Raw genomic sequence first — 19,477 nt, 5'->3', positions numbered from 1 at the left:
GTCCGAAGGCCAGGAGTACGCCGCCGCAATTCGGAACCGGCCGGCCTGACGCACGACTACGGTCGCACCGACCGACGTCCGCTCGGGACGGGAACGAGCCGTTCCGGCCTTGCCCGCCCGAACTGCCGCTGGGTACGGTGTTTCGCGCGGCCGGTCTCACCCCTGGCGAAAGTCGCACCGTTCCCGGAATCATCAGGTGACAACTAGTTTCAGGAGTAAGGCTGATGACGTTAGGCTTTTTGTTCGGCGGCGGTGTCGGTAACGAACCGCGGGGTGTTGACCTCTACCGTGAATACCCGGCCGTGCGGGACCTCTACGCCCAGGTCGCCGAGTGGACGGGGTTGACCGTCGGGCAGGTGTTGGACGAGGAACTGCCGACCGCGCCCGAGGTGCGCCAGAGCGTCGGCACGGTCCGCGAGGCCGTCCATGCCGTCGCCGTGCACGACGTCCTCGCCCACCACGGGCTGCGCCCCGCGGTCCTCGGCGGACTGAGCCTCGGCGGCATGTCCGCCGCCGCCCTCGCCGGGGCGGTGGAGCGGCGGGCCCTGTTCGAGATGCTCGCGTACGCCCGTGGCACGCCCGAGCAGCCCGCCGGCACCCCGGAGCAGGGCATGGCGCTGGTCTTCGCACCGGTCAGCGGCGACATCAGCCGGTTCCGGGGCGAGGGGAGTCCGGGGGTGTACCTCGCGGGGCAGTTCGGGCCGACCGCCGACGGTGCGACCCGCATCCTGATGCTCTCCGGTGAACGGGCCGCCCTCGACGCGCTCGGCGCGGAGCTGCCGGAAGGCACGCTCGTTCCGCTGCCGGGCCGGGCCATGGCCATTCACTCCCCGTTGCGCGCCCACTTCCGCGACTTCATGACCCCCTATCTCGACGACATGCCGTTCCGCGACCCCGGTCTGCCGCTGATCTCCTGCCTCGATCGCAAGGTCCTGGTCACCGCGGCCGATGTGCGCAACACCTTCCACCGCAACCCCACCGATCCCATCAACCTCGTCCACGTGCACGAGGCGATGAGGGACGAGGGGGTCCGCCTGGGCCTGATCATGGGCGGCTCCATACCGGACGGAATCCTGCGCTTCCCGTTCCCGGTCGTGCACGTCGACCGCGCCGAACACATCGATCTGGCCCTCACCACCGCCTTCGAACTCGGCATCGACATCGCCCCCTCCCGGGCCACCCGATGACCGCCGACCTCGCCACCCCGAGCACCGGCCCCGGCGCCGCCCCGAGCGCCACCAGCAGCGCGACCGCCTGCGACGACCTCATCGCGCAGGGCCTCGCCACCGACCTCGACGCCTGGACCCGTCGGGTGGTGCGCCGCCACTTCGACCCGGCGACCGGCTCCCCCTACTGGCTGCGCCGCGCGGCCGAACTGCCCTTCGAGCCACGTGACATCACCCGCTACGACCAGCTGACCGAACTCGGGACCTTCCCGCTCGACGTGCTGCGCTCGCAGGACCCCGCGGACCTGGTCCCGCTGGCCGTGCCCCGTCCGCTCACCGGCCGGATCTGGGACAGCGGCGGCACCACCGGCACGCCCTGCCGCGTCTTCTACACGCCCGAGATGCTGCTGCACCGGGGCGCCTGGCGGCGTTGGTCGTTCGTCACGGAGGGCTTCGAGGCCGGGCGCACCTGGCTGCAAGCCACTCCGACCGGCCCCCATCTGATCGGCAACGGCACCCAGGAGGCCGGGGAACTGCACGACGGCCTCGTCTACGCCGTCGACATGGACCCGCGCTGGGTCAAACGGCTCATCCGGGAGCGGCGGCTCGCCGAAGCCTCCGAGTACAGTGCCCACCTCGTCGAGCAGATCGCCGACGTCCTGCGCCAGCAGCGGATCCACTACGTCAACACCACCCCCGCCGTCCTCCAGGTCCTGATGCGCCGACACCCCGACCTGGTCGCCGCCCTCGACGGGGTGCGCCTGAGCGGCACCCAGATCAGCCCGGACATGTACCGCGACTTCACCGCCGCGCTGGACGGCGGGATCTGCGGTCGCAGCTACGGCAACACCTTCGGGAACGCCGCCGGTCTCCCTCCCGTGCAGGACGGCGAGATCCTTCCGTACGCCCCCAACTACCCCCAGGTCACGATGGCCGTCGTGGACAAGGCCGACTGGTCGACCCCGGTGGCGTACGGGGCCACCGGTCAGGTCCGGCTGACCGTCCTGCACGAGGACCTGCTGCTGCCCAACGTCCTCGAACGCGACCAGGCCCTGCGCTTCGACACCGGCGACGGATGGCCCTCGGACGGGGTCGCCAACGTCCGCCCCCTACAGATCACGTCCACCGCGCCCGAGGGCCTCTACTGACGGCGGCGCACGGCCCGGGGCGGGCCGTGCTCACAACCATCCGCTGCGCTGTGCCTGCAAGGCCATCTGGAAGCGGTTCGCGGCGCCCAAGCGGGCCATCAGGACCTGGAGCCGGCGGAACAGGGTGCGGCGGCTGATCCCCAGCTCGCGGGCGATGACGTCGTCGCCCGCGCCGGCCGCGAGGAGCCACAGCAGGCGACGGTCGGCGGGTGGCAGGCCGCCCGGCAGGGTGGCGCGGCCCCGGAACGGCAGGGCGTTCTGCCAGGACAGCTCGAACAGGGCCATCAGCGCGGAGAGCAAGCCGCACGGCTGCACCACCAGCATGGTGTTGTGCACATCGGCCTCCTTGATCGACAACGAGACCAGGGCGTACGCCTCATCGATGATCACGAGCTTGACCGGCACCGACGGCAGTACCCGGGCCTGCTCGCCGGCCTTGACGCACGGTTCGATCACTTCCTCCAGACGCCCCGGGTGCTCCAGCGACTCCCGCGAGTAGACGACGCGCTGCGTCACCCCGCGGGCGAGCGTGGCCAGGGCGTCGTGCGTGGCAGCCGCCAGGGGGAAGTACGGCGGGGACTCGAACTGCCGGATCTGCTCGCGGGCGCTCGCCCACGCCTGCCGGATCCGGGGACCGATGGCCTCGCCGGTGACGACCTCGACGAGGTGGTCGTTGTACGCGGCGAGCCGCTGCCGCCGGAAGGACTCGAACGCGCCGGAGACGGCGATGCGCGACTCCTCGACCTCGGCCGCCCGGTGCCGGGCGAGCACCTCCAGACCGGCGGCGGGCGGAACCGGGGCGACCGTCTCCCCGCCCTCCTCGGCGGCACTGGCCAGACCTGCCTCGACCAGCACCCCGTACGCCGTGGCCAGCTCCGCACCGCTCACACCGGCCGCGGCGGCGACCGTGTCCAGCGGGGCGGGGGCCCGTTCGAGGAGCGTCAGATAGACCCGGGTCGCCGTGTCGTCGAGCCCCAGCACACGGAGGGCCTCGCCGAGTCTCGCGTTCGTCATGCCCTCATTGTCGACCGCCCGGGGCGGACTCTGGCCGATCCGTGCCAGTGGCACTCTCCGGCACCACACGGATGCGGAGCCGGATAGCGTCCGAAGCCCGCCGAGGGTCGGCGGTGGCGCATCCACCCGGGTGAAGGGGTACGACATGACGAAGGGCCGGAAGAACGGTCTCTACTCAGGGATCTCCGAGGAGCTGTCCGCACTGATGCGGACGGGGTGGGCGGACACCGAACGGCACGACCTGCGGCTCGCCGAGCAGGCTCCGTACGCGGCCCGCCGCCGCGCCGCACTCTCCGCGCGCTTCCCCGGCGAGCGCCTGGTGATCCCCTCGGGCGGCCTGAAGGTCCGCTCGAACGACGACAGCTACCCCTTCCGGCCGTACTCGGGCTACGTGCACATGACCGGGGACCAGGCCCGGGACGGCGCGCTCGTCCTCGAACCCCGTGCGGACGGCGGCCACGACGCCTACTGCTACCAGCTGCCGCGGGACAGCAGGGACGACGACGAGTTCTGGACCGGTCCCACGGCGGAACTGTGGATGGGCCGGCGCCGCTCCCTCGCCGAAGCGCAACTCGTGCTCGGACTGCCCTGTCGCGACGTCCGCACGGCCGTCCGTGACCTGGCCTCGGCCTCCGACTCCGGTGCGCCGACCCGGATCGTCCGTGGCATCGCCCCGGACCTGGAGGCCGCGGTCAGCACCGACGGGGAGCGCGACGCCGAACTGGAAGGGGCGCTCAGCGACCTCCGCCTCGTCAAGGACGACTGGGAGATCGCCGAGCTCCGCAAGGCCGTGGACTCCACCGTGCGCGGCTTCACCGATGTGATCGGCGAACTCTCCCGGGCGGTCGCCTCGTCCGAGCGGTGGATCGAGGGCACGTTCTTCCGCCGCGCACGCCTCGAAGGAAACTCCGTCGGCTACGGCTCGATCTGCGCCGCGGGCGAGCACGCCACGATCATGCACTGGACCGACAACGACGGCCCGGTGCGCCCCGGGGACCTGCTCCTGCTCGACGCCGGCGTGGAGACGCACACCCTCTACACCGCCGACGTCACCCGTACGCTGCCGATCAGCGGGACCTTCACGCCCCTGCAACGCAAGGTCTACGACGCCGTGCACGAAGCCCAGGAGGCGGGCATGGCCGCCGTGCAGCCGGGCGCCGCGTACCGCGACTTCCACGAGGCGGCCCAGCGCCACCTGGCGGACAGGCTGGTCGAGTGGGGCTTCATCGAGGGCCCGGCCGATCGTGCGTACGCCCTGGGGCTCCAGCGCCGCTTCACCATGGCCGGCACCGGTCACATGCTCGGTCTGGACGTCCACGACTGCGCACGGGCCCGGAACGAGGAGTACGTCGACGGGGTGCTGGAGCCGGGCATGGTGCTCACCGTGGAGCCCGGCCTGTACTTCCAGCCGGACGACCTCACCGTGCCCGAGGAGTGGCGCGGCATCGGCGTCCGGATCGAGGACGATCTGCTCGTCACCGAGGACGGGCACCAGAACCTGTCGGGGGGGCTGCCGCGCTCGGCGGACGAGGTCGAGGCGTGGATGGCGCGCTTCGCGGGTTGACCGGGTCGACGCCCCGTCGGCACCGTGCACCAACGACCGTACTCACGCCGGGGCGCCGCCGCTGACAACGGTGGGCGCGGCCGCAGCCGCGTCCACCACGCCGGCCGAGGGCGACCCGACACGCCGCAGTCCCCACCCCCTCGCATCTAATCCATCAAGATTGGATGTTATATTTCACGAGGGTCCGTCGCTGACACCGCGGACGGGAACCTACTGCGAGGAGGTCACGGCGTGAATCGGCTCAACGCAATCCCGCGGCCGGACACCGGCCTACGACCGGGGAGCACGAGCGGGCAACAGCCACCCGGGCCGACCCGCCGACCCACCTCCGAGACGGAAGCCGAGGGATCCCGGTGCGCCCCCTCGTAGCCGTCACGGGCATGCCGTCGACGCACGTCCGTGGCCTGCGGGCGCATGGTGTCGCAGCTGCCGAGAAAGTGCTGGACGCCGTCTTCAGGGCCGGCGGAGATCCGGTAGTGCTGTATCCGTCCGGCCACCCGGTCGAGCCCCTGCTCGCCCGGTTCGACGCCGTACTACTCCCGGACGGCGGCGACGTCGACCCCCGGCACTACGCGACGACCCCCCGCCGCCCGCTGCCCGCGCAGGGGGCGGCCTGCGCACCGGGGCACTCCGTCGAGTCCTCTGCCACCTGGTCGCGCGCCGAACCCGCGCAGGACGTCTTCGAACTCGCCGTTGCCCGCCACGCAGTCGCGCAGGACCTTCCGCTGCTGGCCGTCTGCCGCGGGATGCACGTGGTGAACGTCGCCCTGGGAGGCACGTTGATCAGGGAACTCACCCACGGCAAGGTGCCGCACCAGCAGGGCTTCCACCGGGTGCGCCTCAAGCCGGGCAGTCGGGTCGCACTCGCCATGGGCAGGGAGGAGGCGGTCGTGTCCTCCCGCCACCACCAGGCGGTGGACCGACTGGGCTGCGGCCTCTCGATCGCGGGGCGCGCCGCGGACGGCGTGATCGAAGCCCTGGAGCACCACAGCGCCCACCTCCTGGCCGTGCAGTGGCGTCCGGAGGACAATGCCGACCTGGCCGTGGAGGAACAAGCGCTGTTCAACGACCTCGTGGAACGCGCGAGGGACCGCGGCCGCACCCGGTCGTAGACCCGTTCGACATCCATCCCGACGAAGCCGGCACCGAACCCGACCGTCCCCCGCCGACGCTCAGACGTCCCGCACCGACCGCAGCACGCGCCACTGCGCCACCGGCGTGGACACAGCGATCCGTTCCATGTGCGAGCCGGGCGGCGGGGTGTCCCCCACCAGCGCACCCACCGCCCACTCCGGGGTGGTCGCCACCACCACCCGCCCCTCCGCGGTGACCACCGCGGCGCCGCCGAGCCGGCGCAGGACGGGGACGATCGGCCGAGCGAAGGTGTTCACCGCGACGTCCCCGGCCACGACCCCGGCGAAGGCCCCGTCCACGTCGACCGGGAGCACGAACGTCATGACGTACAGCCCGTCGCCGTGCAGGTCCACGTACGGGCCGTCGATCACTCCGCGGCCCTCGTCCCGCGGAACGGTGAACCAGGGTGACCGCGGGTGGTCGGAGAACCGCTCGTCATGGAGGTCGAGGTTCGAGGGCCGGGGCCGGAGCAGCCCGCCTTCCCGTTCCCACCACTCCAGGTGGATCGCGGCGTCGGCCGGGTGGGACGGTTGGGCCACCACCCCCGCACCATGCAGACCGGCCGGCCCCTCGCGGAGCAGTGCGTGGATCGAGGGCCGCAGGAACGCCAGGTCGTCCGCGGTCGACGAGCGCCGTCCGGGTGCGGGCAGGTGGCGCGCCGCGGTGCGGCCGAGGGCGGCCAACGGATCGAGTACGGCGTCGATCGCGGCGCCCACCGCGGCTGCACACCGGACGAGTTCGAGGGCCGGGTCACCGGACACGGGCGCCCTCCACGGCGGCCGGTCGGGGGGCGACCAGGCGGTCGTGCGGTCGCGGGAACGGGCTGCGGAGCACCGAGCCGTCCGCCCGAGCCTCGGTCCACGAGGGAACGAGGTCCATGGAGGGAGTTCGAGATCGACCGTCCGGCATCACGGCCTCCTCGCCCGGGGGCCTCGGTGGTGGGCCCGGGAGGCGGGCGCCGGGGGTCCCGTGACAACTGCAACGGAGGGTAGCATCACACCTCTATTCTATGACCTTCAATGTCACATCTTAACGTCCCCGGCTCCTCCCTGCGGCGCACCCGCCGGCCCGCCCCGTCAGCACGGCTCCGCGCACCGGAGCGGAGGGATCGCCGACGATGTGCTCCGCTCCCTTCGCCACGCGCATCCCGGAGTCGGCGCACAGGGCCTTCCGAGAGGACTTTCTGTGCGCGAAGAACTGACGTGGGATCACCTACGGGGAATTGCCGACGTGTTCGGCCGGCAAGGGGGATAACAGCTCAGCGGGTCGGTGAGAGGAATTCCGAGAGCCCTGACGATCGGCGCCCCGTAGGGGAAACAGAGCCGCTCGACGGCGAACACCACAGGGAAACGCCTATTCCGTCAGTCCGCCAAAACGTCCGGGTTCGCCTGCCTCAGCTCCCATGCCAGCCCGCCCGGACCGAACGGAGCACGTGGCGTCCCGCCCCCGGCCCCGGCCTCCGGGACGAGGGTCAAGGGCGTGTCGGCACGCAGACCGTCCGGCACCAGCACGTATCCGGGTACGGCAGCGGAACGCAGGAGTCCGTCGCGGCCGAGGACGTAGCCGAAGTGGGGGGTGCCGTCATCGCACGGCGTCAAGCCCGCACCGTCCCGGGTGCGTTCACGGCTGTCGAGACAGAGGTCGGCCTCCTCGGCGCGGATCACCCCGGGCGTGGTCGACAGCCGCCAGACCTGGTTCTTCGAGTCGTCACAATCGCGCGCCACGCCCGCCTGACCTGCGGCCGCCCGCGCCACGGCGTCCTCGCCGTCCGCGACCTTCGCGCCACTCGCGGCCGTCGCGACGTCCAGACATAGCCCCGTCGACACGTGAACCAGCCGTCCGGTTCGCTCGGGCGCGAGTGCGCGTGACCCGTCCGGCGGCCCACCCGAGGCCGGTTCCCCCGTACGGGGCGGGGGGTCAACAGCACTCCTCAGCGTTCCGTCCGCTGTGAGCGACAGCGCCCACACCAGGGGGAGCGCGAGGACGGCGACGGTCGTCACCCCCCAGGCGCCCCACGGCAGACGGCTCGGGGCGGCGCGCCCGGCGCCGGTTCGGGTCACGGCCGGGGCGGATCCTCCGACGTGGGAGCCGCACGCGCGGCTCTCCGAAGGCGGGCAGGCGCCGCCCGCACCGCGGGCGGGGGCGACGGCCCTGCGGCGGGCGACCCGGCCGCGTAGCGCCAGCGCGGGAACCGCGCAGACTCCCTTCGACGCGGATGGGCGCCGATGCCTCTTCGGCGGCTCGGGCGGGGCGCCCGTTCCGTCCGCGGTGCGGCGCCCCGCGGCGGGGCCGGGATGGGTGCGCGCGGCCACGGCCGCGGCGTAGCTCGCTCCGGCCCAGGGCAGCAGCGCCTCCGGCAGGAACGCCTCGGGGGAGCGCCACAGCTGGTGCAACCGGTTGTACGCGGACAGGCAGCCGGTGCAGTCCTTGATGTGGTGGTACAACCCGGTGGCGACGTGGGGAGGTCGGCGTAGGGCGCCCTCTTCGATCAGCCGTCGGTATCCGCGGCATTTGGCCGTGCCGTGGGCCTCGATGTGGTTCTGTGCGAAGGCGCGTGCCAGTCGACGCATTCCGGCGTCCCGTTGCTGGACCAGGTCCTTCGCGTGCAATCCGGTGAACCTGACGCACTCCGCCGGATCGAGCCGTTCGGCCGCGCCGTACCACACGGCCTCGCGCATCCCCAACGGCAGTGCGTCGTAGGCGGGCCGGAGGAGGGCCTCGTGTTGCGGACGGTCGTCCCGCGGTGCGGACAAGGAGTTCAACAGATCCGCACGCACGTCCGTACGCAGGCCACCCCCGGCCCATTGCGCAGCCACCTCGTGCACCAGGAGCAGGGTGTGGTGCCGCCAGGAACCTGGGAGTCGACGGCCCCCTTTGGCCTGCCGGACGGCCTGCGCGAACGCCTGCGCGGCCATCCTCCGGGCGGCCCCGTCGTCGACCGCGCACACCTGAGCGTAGGCGAACGTCGCGGAGTGGTGCCGCCGTCGCAGCTCGAACGAGGCCGGGTAGGCAACCGCGGCGCTCGCGCGCAGGAGCCTCACGAGCCGGGCGTCGGGCAGGTCCGTGTGCGGCTTGCGTTCCGCGGCCGGCGAACTGGGATCGGGCATCGAGACAGACCTTCCGTGGTGCGGTGGTGCTTACCGGGTCGCACGACCCTCGGAGCGAACCGAACGGCATTCCACCCGGACCTTCTTGATGTGCAGCGCACAATAACTGCCGCCCCGGGCTTTGTCGCCCCCGGTCCGGAGCCGGTGAAATACCCCCTCGATAAGGCTTGTTCACCGAGCGAAAGGACAGGAAGGCCCTCTCCCCCACCACCCGTCGACGAAACGGGAAGCATGCCCTCCGCCGGCACCGCCCGGCTCCTCGTACGGCCGCGGCCGAGCCGTCACGGACGGAGCCCGGGGCGGACCGCTGACCCCACGGGGCGGGAGGTTGTCGAGCCGGGTCGGCGCTCGGGTCAATCCACGCTTGTTGAGATGCGAAACCAAAGGTTATGGTAATACGACTCGTCCAGCAGCCCACTCCGGGAGGTAGCTCGTGTACGACCGGACCGAACCCCGATGCGCCCGCTGATCGCCGTGGCGGGAACGGCCCGCGTACGGATGCGGGACTTTCGGCATGGCGCCGTCGCCGCACCGTCCGCCGTGCTGGAGGCGGTGCTGCGCGCCGGTGGCGATCCGGTGGTGCTGATGCCGGCGGCCCCACCGCTGGGCTCGCTCCTGGCCCGGTTCGACGGCCTCGTCCTGCCCGGCGGGGCGGACCTACGACTCGGACGGGGTGAGCGCAGCGGGGCCACGGAGCCCGAGGACCGGCTTCAGGACCTCTTCGACATGGCCTTGGCCCGGCTGGCGGTGCGCCAGGGCATGCCGCTGCTGGCAGCCTGCCGCGGCATGCAGGCGTTGAACGTGGCGCTCGGGGGCAGCCTGACGTCCTGCGCGGCACACGGCGGGCGGCGGGGCTCGATCATGGAGGAGGTCGAGTTGCAGACCGGCTGTCGGATCGCCCGGATCACCGGGCGCACCTCGCTCGCGGTGGCCGACCATCCCGCCCCCGCGGTCGAGCGGCTGGGCGCCGGACTACGGACGACCGGGCGCGGGCGCACCGGAGTGATCCAGGCGTTGGAGCACGTCTCGACCCCGGTTCTCGCCGTGCGCTGGCACCCTGAGGACAACGCGGAGCGGACGGCCGAACAGCAGGCGCTCTTCGACGCGCACACGGCGCTGGCCGATCTCGCACGCCGCGGCCGGCGTAGCGGACCGGTCGGGGACCCCTGTTCCCCCCTCGCCCGGTGACCCGGATGGGCGGGGCGGGGAAGGCGTCGGTCAGTCGCCGGACAGGCGTACGTGCGCCCGTACGAGGTGGTGGGCCACCGCCACCGCGTGGGCCTCGGCCAGCCTGCGTGCGGAGGCGGCGTCACCGGCCATGATCGCGACCAGGACGGCGTGGTGGTCGTCAGCGTGGGCATCGGCGTCCGCAGCTTCGTCGCCCGGCAGCCACAGCAACGGCCCGACCTCGGCCTGGAGCGCGACTTCCCGTCGGGTCAGCCGCACGGACTGGGAGGCGACCGCCACCTCGATATGGAACCGAGCGTCCGCCTTGCGGCGTTCGGCGGGCGTGCCGGCGGTCCGTAGGGCCGCCACGAGGGGGTCCAGACGCTCTCGGATGTCGGCAGGAGCACGTTCGGCCGCGAAGCGGGCCGCGGCACCGGAGACGGCAAGGCACTCGTCCCCGAGGTCCCGCAGGTCCGCGACGCCGAACTCCTTGAGGCGATCGCGGTGGACGCGTGCGAGGCCCTGGGAGGGTGCGCGAACGAAACTGCCGCCGTTGCGCCCGCGGCGGGTCTCGATGAGGCCTTGCTCCCGTAGGATCGCCAGCGCTTCGCGGACCGTGCCGTTGGCCACTCCGAGTTGGAGAGCGAGATCGCTCTCGCTCGGCAGTTGCTCCCCCTCGGCGACCAGCCCGATCGTCACCGCCTCCGCGATCCGCCGCACCACCGTATCGGCGCGCCCGGCGTCCCGGAGCGGCGCGAACACGGCGTTCAGGACCGATGACTGGCCGGTGAAAGGCTGCACGCCCGCTCCTTGACTCCCGTGGCACCCGCGTCAGGTCTCGACAGTACAGCGAAACCCATGTCCTCAAACTTCCATAGTAAAAGGTTCCACGCACACGCGACACCCGGGTGGAGCGACACTCCGCACTCGGCTGAGCAGCCGCGGGCACCCAGGCTGCGACGCTCCTTCTCGACCGAGCCCCGGCCACTGCCCCTCTACGCCCCGTGCGCGCCTAGCCACCCACGACCACCACCGTACCTAAATCGGGACTTTAACACCCAAAACCCATACATCTATCGATAAAGGTTTCTCCGGATCCATCCCGTGTGCCGCCGTGGCGCCTGGTGCGCCTCCCCCGGGTGGGCAGCGGGGAACCCGAGCCGCTGCGCTGGCCGGACGTCCGCGGCAGGTATCGGCTGTTCCAGGCCCCGGACCTGCGGGAGGACCGGCCGCTGCGGGCCGAGAGGTCCGTCCTGGCCCGCGTGGGCGGACGACTGGCCGGACGCGCCGAGCAGCCGGCGGTCGGAGCCGCGGTCAGGAACGGCCCGCGGCCTCCGACCGGCGGGGATATGGGCCCGGGTACGTCGCTCGCCAACTCCTCGATCTGGCTCGCCGCCGAGCGGCACGGGCCGCACCTGGCCAGGTGGCGGCTCAGCCGGCGCTCGGATCCGATGCGCAGCAGGCCGCGGGTCCATCTGCCCAGCCTGGCGGCGTGTGGGGCGCACCGTCCGCTGCTGATGCGCGCGGCGCTGACGTGCTCTTGGACGTACGCCTGCCGCAGGCCCTCCCGGGCGCGGCTGGCCAGCACCCGGGTGGCGTTGGCGTTCAGCCCCAACCGGGGTGCCACGTCCTGGGGGCGCTCGCCCTCGACCTCGGTGTACCAGAGCACGGTCTGCCAGCGCTCGGAGAGACTGCGGAAGGCACGTGCGGCCGTGGACCGCTCGACCTCCCGTAAGGCGAGGACGTCCGCGCCCGGGGCGACGCCCCCTCCCCGCACGGCCGCCGACTTCGAGGGTGCCTGCTCGACGAAAACCGCGAAATCGGCGACCAAGTGTTCCTTCTGTGCGGCTCTCGTCCACTCCGCGGCCACCCGACGGACCGTCGTCCACAGATACGCCCGTACCGCGTGTTCGGGCCCGGCGCCCCTGCGCACGACTTGGAGCAGGCGCACGAAGACCTCGGCCGCGAGGTCGTCCGCGGTGTGCACATCGCGACAGCAGGTCCGTGCGTAACGGGTCAGGGCCGCCACATGGCGTCGGTACAGCTCTTCGTAGCCGGAGTAGTCACCGGCCCGCATGCGTGCGAGCAGATCGGCGTCACCGGAGGGTGGGGGAAGGCATCTCGGAACCGGGCTGGTGGTCCGGTCGGCACCTAATCCGCCGTTGTGCATGTGTGGTTCTCCCAGAGCTTCCTGCCCATCGGCAGGGGAATCGTTTCCGCATGGGGGGGGCGGGGGCTCGGCAGTGCGCGGGACGGTGAGCGCCGCCCGGAGTTCACCGCTGCCGTTCTGCCTCGTCGGCCCCGTGGCGAGGGTGGGCGCAGGTCGCCCGGACACCGGGTGTTCCGGCGGCCTGCTGCCGCCGGGGCGGGGTGGGGGCGACGGTGCTGACGCCCGGCCCGGGCCCCGGCCTCGGGGAGCCGGGGGGCGGGACGGGGGCGGCCCTGGGCTCCCGGGCGGTCCGGTGGGGCGGGGAGGTCCGCGCCCCGTCACCGGGGGTGTGGCCGTGCCGCCGGGCGCAGTTGCTCGACCCGGTGGAGGGCGGTCCGGAACGCGAGGGCCCCACCCTGCCCGGTGCCTCCCGCTGGGCGGTCCGGTCGGCGCGTGAAGGCCGCCCCATTCCGGGCTCCGAGAAGGAGGGGTCCGCGAGGGCATCGGGCGGTGGTGGGCCCTCGATGACGGGGGTCACCCGGCCCGACCAGGGACGAGCGAGGCCGTCGGAGGTGGGGTCGGCGGGTACCACGAGTAAGCTCAGCACGGAGGCCGCCAGGGCGCCGGTGGCGGCCAGCCCCACCGTCGGCCACACGCCCAGGGCGGTGTAGCGGCCCCGCCCGGCGCTCGGTTTCCGTGAGGGGACGCCGCCGTAGGACGACGCGTCCGGGTGGGTCGGACCCGTCCCGGCCTGCGCGGACGTCGACGAGGTGCGGTCGGACGCCTCGGCAGGGAGGTCGAGCGGGCCGAGGCCGGCGAGCAGTCCCTCCAGCGGCATGAAGTCCCCCGTGTGGCGACCGCATTGCGGGCAGCCGAGGACGTGCCGGCCGAGGCGGTGGCGCCAGACCGGGGCCGACCCGCCGTCCCAGCCGTCGGTGAGCAAGGCCAGCCCCGGGCATCCGGGCCGCTCCGCGAGGGCCCGGACCACGGAACGCGCCACGGTGAGACGGCCCTTGACCCGCTGGACGCGGACGGCGGTGTGCTGCCGGGAGAGGCCCAGGGCCGTGGAGACGTCGGAGCGGGTGAGTTCGCCGACCGCCTCCAGCCACCACAGGGACAGGACCTCACGGTCGGCGGGACCCAGCCAGCGGGTCGCCACGGCGACCTCCTTGCGCTCGCCGGACAGGCGCAGTCGCCAGATCATCAGGTCGACGAAGTCAGGGGCGGGGGTCTCGGTCGGTGCGAACGGCGCGTCGGGCAGGCGACGGACCGAGGCCCACCGGTCACGTACCCGGTTGAGGGCGATGGCGACGATCCAGGAGCGGAAGCGGTCCGGGTCACGGAGTTCGGGCAGCCCCTCGAACGCCCGGAGCATGGTCTCCTGCACCACGTCGTCGACGTCGGCGTGGCCGTTCAAGGCTCGTCCCACCACGTTGTAGAGGAGGGGTAGGTACCGCACGGCCAGCGCTTCCCTGGCCACCGGATCGCCGTCTCGTGCAGCGGATATCAGATCCGTCTCCCCGTTCTCCATCAGCTGTCCTGTCCTCCCCCGGCGGCCGGCTGAGCAGCCCGCGCGCCGTTCCGTGTTCGTTCATCAGCGCTCCCGTCCACCCGCGGCCGACCGCTTCCCGTGCTCCTGGTGCGCGAACGCTCGGCGTCCACTGGTGCATACGGATGCGGCACCCGGTCGCGACGGACCGGACCAGCGGAGCCGCTATGAGCTATGTCACCGCTGACCTCCTGTTATCCCGCTCGCCCAGCAGGGTCACCGACTACACGGGCGAACCGCCCGCGCCGTCTCAGCGCCCGTCGATCCCGCCCCGTGGGAGGGCCCGCGGCCAGCACCAGGAGGGTCAATGTCAGGAAGAGCCCAGGACCGCGGCAGCGGACGGACGTCGAAGCGCGGGTCGAGGGGCGGGCCGCGGCACGGTCACGACGACGCCTTCTCCTCGGCCCTACGGGAAGCCCTGGCCCGTAGCGGTCTCTCCCTGGAGCGGGTGAGCGAACGACTGAGGGGACAGGGGGTTCGGGTCAGTCCGGCCTCGCTGAGCAGTTGGCAGCGAGGACTCAGCCGACCCGAACGCCCGCACTCGATGCGCGCGTTGGAGGCGTTGGAGGTCCTGTTGGACCTCCCGACGTCCGCACTGCGGTCCCGGCTCGGCCCTCGCCGGCCTCGCGGCCGGTTGGCCCGTTCGCCGCAACCACCCTTCACCCACCCCGCGCTGAAGGACTCCACCGCGGTCAGGGCGCTGGCGGGCGATCCTCATGGGCTCGATCCCGACGTGCAGTCCGTCCTCATCCACGACACCCTGACCGTCGGCGAGGGCGCGACCATGAGCGGCATGTCGTCCACCAATGTGCTCCGGGCCACCCGGCACGGCGCCGATCGCGCCCTGTTCATCCATCGGTTCGACGACTTCGAAGCGGAACCCCGGAACATCGAGGTGATGTCGGGCTTGCTGGGAGACGTCCAGTACCTACGGGAGTCACGCACCCTGGTGATCGAGGTCCGGTTCGGTCACGCGCTGCCCAAGCTCGGCACGACCGTCGTCAACTACCGGATGGAGGTGAGCCCTTCCGGTGTGACCTCGGACCACCACGAACGCTGGGTGCGCACCAATCTGCACGCCTACCTGCTCCAGGTCCGCTTCCATCCGAACGCGCTTCCCGTACGGTGCCACGCGTACGTCCGGGAGCAGGGTGGCACGGCCGGCGCGAGACGGCGCCGCGTCCCGGTGGACGCGACGAACGCCGCTCACGTGCTGACGTCCCGGTGTCGTCCCGGCATCCACGGAATGTCATGGGAATTCCCCCCGTAGCAATGGGAAAAGGGACCGGCGCGGCCCTTGGGGAGACCGCGCCGGAGCTTTACTTGGTGTTGAGGGTGAGCCCGTAGTGGCGGAGCGCGTCATCGAGGGGCTGGAAGTACGACCTCCCGCGGGCGTTGACCTGCCCACCGCATCTCTGGCCCACGGGACCGCCCGAGGTCATGCCCTGGGCCTGGTTCCCCGAGAGGTAGGCGCCGCCGCTGTCACCGCCCTGCGTGCACACGGACGAGCTGGCCAGTCCGGTCACCACGGTGTTGGGCCCGCCACCCGGGTCGCTGTAGGTGACGCTCACGTGGTACGAACCGACCCGACCGCAGGTCCACCCCGTGGTCTGGCCGGACTTGCACAGTGCCGCTCCGCTCGGCGCCCGGGTGGCTCCCCGGACGGCGATCGAGCCGGCCCTGCCGTGCGTGGTGACGTCGACGCCTATGGAGTCGTCGGGGTCGACGACGGCTATCCCCATGTCGACGCTGCGGCGGCCCGCGGCGAACCGGGTGTGGGTCGCCTGGGCGAACCTCGCCCCGTTGTGAGCGAGCACCGGCAGGCCCTCGATGCAGTGTCCGGCGGTCACCAGCACCTGGCGGCCCTGTCCGTCCTTCGCCCCGTAGCCCACGGAGCACACGAAGCCGCCGAAGGTCATCCGACTTCCCGGCGCAACCACCGCCTGCGGCGCGAGCTCCGCCCGGTCCTCGACGACGCGCACGGCGCCACCGTGCCGCCCGGCCTCCTTCAGGAACGCGCGGGCGGAGGGCGTACGGGCGTCGTGGACCCGTACGGTCACCCGGTCGGCAGCGAGATCCACCTCCCAGGCGGACACGCCCCGAGGCGCCCGCCGTTGGGCGTGGGCATCGAGGCGGGCCTTGATCTCGCCCAGCTCGCGCTCGCCGTGCTCGGCGACGCGACCGTGCAGGCCGGCCTCCGTCACGGCGGCGGCGGCCTTCCGGTCGGCGACGTTGACGGTGAGCGTCCCGTCGTCGGTGAAGAAGGCGCCGCGGGTCCGCACGCCGTCACCACGCAGTTCGGCGAGGCGCCGCTGCTGCTCCGCCTCCCTGTCCAGCCGCTCGACGGCCGCGCGCTCCGGGACCCCCAGGGAGTCGGCCAAGGCCCGGACCATCTCCGGTTGGTACGTGGGTGCCGACGGCCCGGTGGCAGCTGCCACCGGGCCCCCGACCAGTGAGCCTGCCGTGAGGAGACCGCCGATGGTGGCCGCGACCACCACCGCTCCGCCCGGCTTCCGTGAGATCTTCACGCGATTCCTTCCGTGCTGCACAGGTACGTCCGAAACATGGGGGGACGGGAGCTTCCACCGGCATGCGGAACTCCCGGGTGAACGCGACCCCGCAGCACCGATCACGGACCTGCGAATCGCTGTGGGAAACCCTCGCTCACGTTCACCGATCACGACAAGTCCTCTTCATCACCGTTTTATTCAGTGAATTCGGCGTAAACCATGAATGACCGCACCGCGGGTGACGGGACGTCGGAACGTCATGAGCCACTCGCCCCGTCGAACGGGCCGGCCTCTCGAAGGCGCCTTCAGGGCGCGTCGCCGGTCACGGTCCGCACGGTCGGCTTCAGGAACCGTCGAGCAGGCCGAGCCGGGCCGCCCGTACGCCCGCCGCGAACCGGCTCTCCGCACCGAGCCTGTCCACCAGGGCCGCGAGCAGTCTGCGGAGCGTGCGCTCGGAGCACCCCAGTCGGCGCGCGATCGTCTCGTCCTTGGCACCCGCGGCGAGCAGGGCCAGCACCTCGCGTTCCCTCGGCGTCCACTCCTGCACGTCACCGCGGGGCGCTGTGCGCACGTGTGCGGCGGAGACGTCCCACTGGTGCTCGAAGATCCGGGCGAAGCACGCGGCGAGTCGGGCGCTACGCAGGACCGTTCCCTCCGCCCACGCCCCCTCTTCCTGCGGCTGCTCCCCCGCGAAGACGCTCACCCTCCGGTCGATGACGTCGAGTTGCAGGGGCACGGTGGCGGCCACCCTGATCTCCGCCCCGTGGTCGGACAACGTCGAGAGGTAGCCGGCGGCACCCGGGCTCCGCGCGGCACCCGTCGAGACGAGGAGCCGGAGGGTGACACCGCGGGCCAACATCTCCAGATCGTCGTCGAGACCCTCCATCGGATCCCCGGGGGCGGCGAACGTGCGGCGCAGACGCAGGAGTTCGCTCTGGCACAGGACGGCCAGATCCCGCATCCGTGCGCCGAACCGGGTCGGGTCGGCGAAGGACTCGGCCTCGACCGCTTCGCCTGAGGACCGCGGGGCGTCGAGCACGAGGCGCAGGAGGCCGTGCACGCTCTCCCATCCCCGGTGCAGTTCTCCGAGTTGCTGCCGCTGCTCGGCCAGCAGCTCGTGGAGCACGCTCTCCGGCGACCGGACCTGGGGTCGGGCCCGCTGGGCCGATCGCCGGATCGCGAGCCGGTCGGCGATGTTCCCGGAGCGTGCCTCCCGCACGGTTGCGCCCCGCACCACGGCGTCACCCGGCACGAGCGGACCGGTGCTGCCCTCCGGGGCGGGACCGGCCTTCCCGGGTGCGTGCCCAGGCGCGGCGGTGGCTCCCCCGGGGGGTTCGTCGACGGCCATGGCCCGAACCCTAGACCGAAGCAGGGAAGTTGACTACGGCCTTCCGGTTCGGTCGACACCGGGCACCCCGTCCGGAATCGGCCACGCCCGTTCCGGCCACGTCAACGCCTTGTTGACGCCTGTATGTTGTGGCCGAGCCCCGGAGGCGGAGACCGACACACGGCGGTCCCGCCCCCCGATCCCACGCGCCGAGCAGGCGTCCGGGGCACCTCAACGGAGCATGCGCGAGCCGACCCGGGTGTGACAGGGGCCGTCTCATGGCCCCGGCACCGCACGGTCAGCACCCGGCGCGGGAACGGGTGGCGTACGCCACTCGGGACGCCCCGGCCGCTCGGCGGTCGGTTCCCACCCCCCGGAACGAGCGGGAGCGTGCTCCGCACTTCCCCGGCCCGGAACACGACGGGGCCGGTCAACGAAAGGTGCATCCCTCCCCATGCGTAGAACCCACCTCGGCATACTCACCGTCGGTGCCGTCTGCATCGCCGTTCCGTTGACACTGGTGCCGCACATCGGCTCAGCGGCTCCGGCGGACGAGACGACCCCGACGCTGAAGGTCGCGCAAGCACCGGCCGACACGGAGATCAAGGGCCGGTACATCGTCACCGTCAAGGCCGGGACCGACCCGGCCGGCCTGGCCGAGAAGAGCGCGATCACGACCGCGTACGTGTACGACGAGGTCATCAACGGCTTCGCTGCGCAGCTGACGTCAAGCCAGCTCACCGCCTTGCGGGGCGACGAGCGGGTCGCTGCCATCGAGGAGGACCAGATCGTCACCAGTACCGCGGTGCAGACCGGCCCCTCGTACGGCCTGGACCGCATCGACCAGCGGAGCGGACGCAACAACCAGTACTCCTACGGGAGCGACGGCACCGGCGTCACCGCGTACGTCATCGACTCGGGAATCGACACGAGTCATCCCGATTTCGGCGGTCGGGCCCGCAGCGCCTTCGACGCCCTCGGCGGCAACGGCCGGGACTGTCACGGTCACGGCACCCATGTCGCGGGCACCCTCGGCGGCAAGACGTTCGGCGTCGCGAAGGGGGTCCAGCTGCGCAGCGTGCGCGTGCTCAACTGCCAGAACAACGGACCCAACTCCGCGATCATCGCCGGATTCGACTGGGTGAGGCAGAACGCGGTGAAGCCCGCCGTCGCCAATGCCTCGGTGGGCGGCGGGTTCTCCAACGCCCTGAACAACGCGGCCTCCGCGCTGGCCCGTTCCGGTGTGCACACCACGATCTCGGCGATGAACGACAACCGGAACGCTTGCGACGTCTCCCCGGCGAGCGCCCCCGGTGCCCTGGCGATCGCCGCCTCGGACGCCAACGACAACAAGGCGGGGTTCAGCAACTTCGGCCGCTGCGTCGACCTCTACGCGCCCGGCGTGAACATCGTCTCCGCCCGGCTCGGCGGCGGCACCACCAGAATGAGCGGCACGTCGATGGCGGCGCCGCACGTCGCGGGGGTGGCAGCCCTGTACAAGGCCGTCAACGGGGACGCCCCGACCGCCACGGTCAACAACTGGCTCATCGACAACAGCACCCCCCAAGCGATCCGCGGCAATGTGAGCGGCACACCGAACAGGCTGCTGTTCAAGTCCACCCTCTGAGTGGCTGCTGCGCCG

At 72.2% G+C, this 19,477-nt stretch carries 15 protein-coding genes; 7 read left to right on the top strand and 8 right to left on the bottom strand.

Annotated features, from left to right (window positions below; genetic code table 11):
- Window positions 1-224: 224 nt before the first annotated feature.
- Window positions 225-1,187, top strand: a complete 963-nt coding sequence (locus tag ACFWIA_RS01895) for an ACP S-malonyltransferase (protein WP_386999400.1) — start codon at window positions 225-227, stop codon at window positions 1,185-1,187.
- Complete coding sequence (locus tag ACFWIA_RS01890) at window positions 1,184-2,314, top strand: arylcarboxylate reductase (protein WP_386999398.1); 1,131 nt, start codon at window positions 1,184-1,186, stop codon at window positions 2,312-2,314. The genes ACFWIA_RS01895 and ACFWIA_RS01890 overlap by 4 nt, the downstream gene beginning before the upstream one ends.
- A 30-nt stretch (window positions 2,315-2,344) precedes the next feature.
- Here ACFWIA_RS01890 and ACFWIA_RS01885 read toward each other — a convergent pair whose 3' ends face one another.
- On the bottom strand, window positions 2,345-3,328 hold the full coding sequence (locus ACFWIA_RS01885; protein ID WP_386999396.1) for a LuxR family transcriptional regulator: 984 nt from the start codon (window positions 3,326-3,328) through the stop codon (window positions 2,345-2,347).
- Window positions 3,329-3,473: 145 nt separating this feature from the next.
- On the opposite strand from ACFWIA_RS01885, the gene ACFWIA_RS01880 reads away from it, so the two are divergent.
- On the top strand, window positions 3,474-4,892 hold the full coding sequence (locus tag ACFWIA_RS01880; protein WP_386999394.1) for an aminopeptidase P family protein: 1,419 nt from the start codon (window positions 3,474-3,476) through the stop codon (window positions 4,890-4,892).
- A gap of 353 nt (window positions 4,893-5,245) precedes the next feature.
- On the top strand, window positions 5,246-6,004 hold the full coding sequence (locus ACFWIA_RS01875; RefSeq protein ID WP_386999392.1) for a gamma-glutamyl-gamma-aminobutyrate hydrolase family protein: 759 nt from the start codon (window positions 5,246-5,248) through the stop codon (window positions 6,002-6,004).
- Between the two features lie 60 nt (window positions 6,005-6,064).
- Here the strand turns inward: ACFWIA_RS01875 and ACFWIA_RS01870 are convergent, their stop codons facing one another.
- Both ACFWIA_RS01870 and ACFWIA_RS01865 read right to left on the bottom strand, forming a co-directional pair.
- Window positions 6,065-6,787 carry a cache domain-containing protein gene (locus tag ACFWIA_RS01870; protein WP_386999390.1) on the bottom strand — a complete coding sequence of 241 codons (723 nt, stop codon included), beginning with the start codon at window positions 6,785-6,787 and terminating at the stop codon, window positions 6,065-6,067.
- A gap of 600 nt (window positions 6,788-7,387) precedes the next feature.
- The gene (locus tag ACFWIA_RS01865) at window positions 7,388-9,133 is read right to left on the bottom strand and encodes a hypothetical protein (RefSeq protein WP_386999389.1); all 1,746 of its coding nucleotides are present in this window, start codon (window positions 9,131-9,133) and stop codon (window positions 7,388-7,390) included.
- A gap of 456 nt (window positions 9,134-9,589) precedes the next feature.
- On the opposite strand from ACFWIA_RS01865, the gene ACFWIA_RS01860 reads away from it, so the two are divergent.
- Window positions 9,590-10,321, top strand: coding sequence for a gamma-glutamyl-gamma-aminobutyrate hydrolase family protein (locus ACFWIA_RS01860; RefSeq protein ID WP_386999387.1), 732 nt, complete (start codon window positions 9,590-9,592; stop codon window positions 10,319-10,321).
- A gap of 30 nt (window positions 10,322-10,351) precedes the next feature.
- Here ACFWIA_RS01860 and ACFWIA_RS01855 read toward each other — a convergent pair whose 3' ends face one another.
- From ACFWIA_RS01855 to ACFWIA_RS01845, 3 genes are all read right to left on the bottom strand, one after another.
- Window positions 10,352-11,101: a FadR/GntR family transcriptional regulator gene (locus ACFWIA_RS01855; protein ID WP_386999385.1), complete on the bottom strand. Its 750-nt coding sequence runs from the start codon at window positions 11,099-11,101 to the stop codon at window positions 10,352-10,354.
- Window positions 11,102-11,351: 250 nt separating this feature from the next.
- On the bottom strand, window positions 11,352-12,377 hold the full coding sequence (locus ACFWIA_RS01850) for an RNA polymerase sigma factor (protein WP_386999384.1): 1,026 nt from the start codon (window positions 12,375-12,377) through the stop codon (window positions 11,352-11,354).
- 196 nt (window positions 12,378-12,573) lie between these two features.
- A complete protein-coding gene (locus tag ACFWIA_RS01845) occupies window positions 12,574-13,980 on the bottom strand; it encodes a sigma-70 family RNA polymerase sigma factor (RefSeq protein ID WP_386999382.1) in 1,407 nt (468 codons plus the stop codon).
- 325 nt (window positions 13,981-14,305) lie between these two features.
- Between ACFWIA_RS01845 and ACFWIA_RS01840 the strand changes: the two genes are divergently transcribed.
- Window positions 14,306-15,268: a helix-turn-helix domain-containing protein gene (locus ACFWIA_RS01840; protein ID WP_386999380.1), complete on the top strand. Its 963-nt coding sequence runs from the start codon at window positions 14,306-14,308 to the stop codon at window positions 15,266-15,268.
- 49 nt (window positions 15,269-15,317) lie between these two features.
- On the opposite strand, the gene ACFWIA_RS01835 is transcribed toward ACFWIA_RS01840, so the two are convergent.
- Together ACFWIA_RS01835 and ACFWIA_RS01830 are read right to left on the bottom strand one after the other, a co-directional pair.
- The gene (locus tag ACFWIA_RS01835; RefSeq protein WP_386999378.1) at window positions 15,318-16,526 is read right to left on the bottom strand and encodes a S1 family peptidase; all 1,209 of its coding nucleotides are present in this window, start codon (window positions 16,524-16,526) and stop codon (window positions 15,318-15,320) included.
- 325 nt (window positions 16,527-16,851) lie between these two features.
- A complete protein-coding gene (locus ACFWIA_RS01830; RefSeq protein WP_386999376.1) occupies window positions 16,852-17,856 on the bottom strand; it encodes a LuxR C-terminal-related transcriptional regulator in 1,005 nt (334 codons plus the stop codon).
- Between the two features lie 433 nt (window positions 17,857-18,289).
- Here ACFWIA_RS01830 and ACFWIA_RS01825 point away from each other — a divergent pair, with 433 nt between their 5' ends.
- On the top strand, window positions 18,290-19,462 hold the full coding sequence (locus ACFWIA_RS01825; protein ID WP_386999374.1) for a S8 family peptidase: 1,173 nt from the start codon (window positions 18,290-18,292) through the stop codon (window positions 19,460-19,462).
- Window positions 19,463-19,477: the final 15 nt, after the last annotated feature.

It is taken from the genome of Streptomyces sp. NPDC127068, from assembly GCF_042724695.1.
Classification (GTDB): Bacteria; Actinomycetota; Actinomycetes; order Streptomycetales; family Streptomycetaceae; genus Streptomyces.
Note: the sequence above shows the minus strand (reverse complement) of the source record. Positions and strands in the feature narration are given on the sequence as shown.

Coding starts and splice junctions, on each gene's coding strand:
- ACFWIA_RS01895 (WP_386999400.1), top strand. CDS start 225: ATGACGTTAGGCTTTTTGTTCGGCGGCGGTGTCGGTAACGAACCGCGG.
- ACFWIA_RS01890 (WP_386999398.1), top strand. CDS start 1,184: ATGACCGCCGACCTCGCCACCCCGAGCACCGGCCCCGGCGCCGCCCCG.
- ACFWIA_RS01885 (WP_386999396.1), bottom strand. CDS start 3,328: ATGACGAACGCGAGACTCGGCGAGGCCCTCCGTGTGCTGGGGCTCGAC.
- ACFWIA_RS01880 (WP_386999394.1), top strand. CDS start 3,474: ATGACGAAGGGCCGGAAGAACGGTCTCTACTCAGGGATCTCCGAGGAG.
- ACFWIA_RS01865 (WP_386999389.1), bottom strand. CDS start 9,133: ATGCCCGATCCCAGTTCGCCGGCCGCGGAACGCAAGCCGCACACGGAC.
- ACFWIA_RS01860 (WP_386999387.1), top strand. CDS start 9,590: ATGCGCCCGCTGATCGCCGTGGCGGGAACGGCCCGCGTACGGATGCGG.
- ACFWIA_RS01850 (WP_386999384.1), bottom strand. CDS start 12,377: ATGCGGGCCGGTGACTACTCCGGCTACGAAGAGCTGTACCGACGCCAT.
- ACFWIA_RS01845 (WP_386999382.1), bottom strand. CDS start 13,980: ATGGAGAACGGGGAGACGGATCTGATATCCGCTGCACGAGACGGCGAT.
- ACFWIA_RS01840 (WP_386999380.1), top strand. CDS start 14,306: ATGTCAGGAAGAGCCCAGGACCGCGGCAGCGGACGGACGTCGAAGCGC.
- ACFWIA_RS01830 (WP_386999376.1), bottom strand. CDS start 17,856: ATGGCCGTCGACGAACCCCCCGGGGGAGCCACCGCCGCGCCTGGGCAC.
- ACFWIA_RS01825 (WP_386999374.1), top strand. CDS start 18,290: ATGCGTAGAACCCACCTCGGCATACTCACCGTCGGTGCCGTCTGCATC.